General features: G+C 44.8%; 1 protein-coding gene. It reads right to left on the bottom strand.

Going from position 1 to position 919, the window contains the following annotated elements; all coding sequences use genetic code 11:
- The coding region (locus R8N49_RS25650; RefSeq protein WP_318190273.1) for a PilZ domain-containing protein at positions 1 to 919 on the bottom strand (919 nt) is incomplete at both ends.

The following is a 919-nucleotide window of genomic DNA, read 5'->3' as shown; positions in this document are numbered from 1 at the left end:
TTGGACTCGATAGCAGTGATCTTATTGCCGATTTTCGCTGCACTAATGTAGATGTCTTGGTGTTTTGCTTGTGCTCCGTCGACACGCTTAATTGGTTCTGCGATCAGCGTGCTAGAGCGGCCTTTAAAAATTGGCTCTAAAGAGAATTTTTGGTCGTGACCTAAGCGTGCAAACAACTCAATGTGTTTTGGCAACGGCAGGTTCACCCCAACCACCGGAGTTTTTAGTGCCGACGCTGTACTTTTGCTGATAAAGATAGGTGTGCTTAACGTCCTTGATAGCAAAACGCTGTGCAGTCTTTCCAGTAATGCGTTGCTTGGTAACATCTCTTTTTGTGGGATCAGCTTATCTTGGTTGTGTTCAATGATGCTGTTGAAGAAAGCGATCACACGGATCGTTTTGCTGTTTTCATCAATAACCAATTGTACGCTGCAGCCGTCAGGGCTGACTCGAATAACGCGATATGGAACGGCCATGAGAGGCAGCTTTTTATCGTAAAGTTGTAACTCACGAAAGTTAACTTGCACTTCTTGTCCCGAGCGTAACATCGTTGGCTCATCTAAACGAATCCCCAAGCCTCGCTTAGAAATATCAACGGTTGAACCTGCTGCTTTTAACTCACCCGAACTGAGTTCAAGCGGCGTTTTGAATCGATAGCGTGGTTCTTTACGGCGCGATTGAGCATCGAAATAGATACCTTTAGGGTTGCCAGTGATTTTTCGAGGATGACGAAAGGCATTTAACGTGTTGGCTGGCAAACGCGGCTTTTCTGTTAATAGGTAATCTTGCCCCGACTTTTCGTCAGCGATTTCTTGCAAAATTCCGATATGAGTCAGTGACTGAGAGGTTTCGGCTAACTCTGGAGAGAATAGTGCGAGATCTTCTTTCTCTTGCTCAGATAACTCAAAAATAGAAATTC

Source organism: Vibrio sp. 1978 (assembly GCF_033344345.1).
This window is presented reverse-complemented; position numbering and strand designations above follow the sequence as displayed.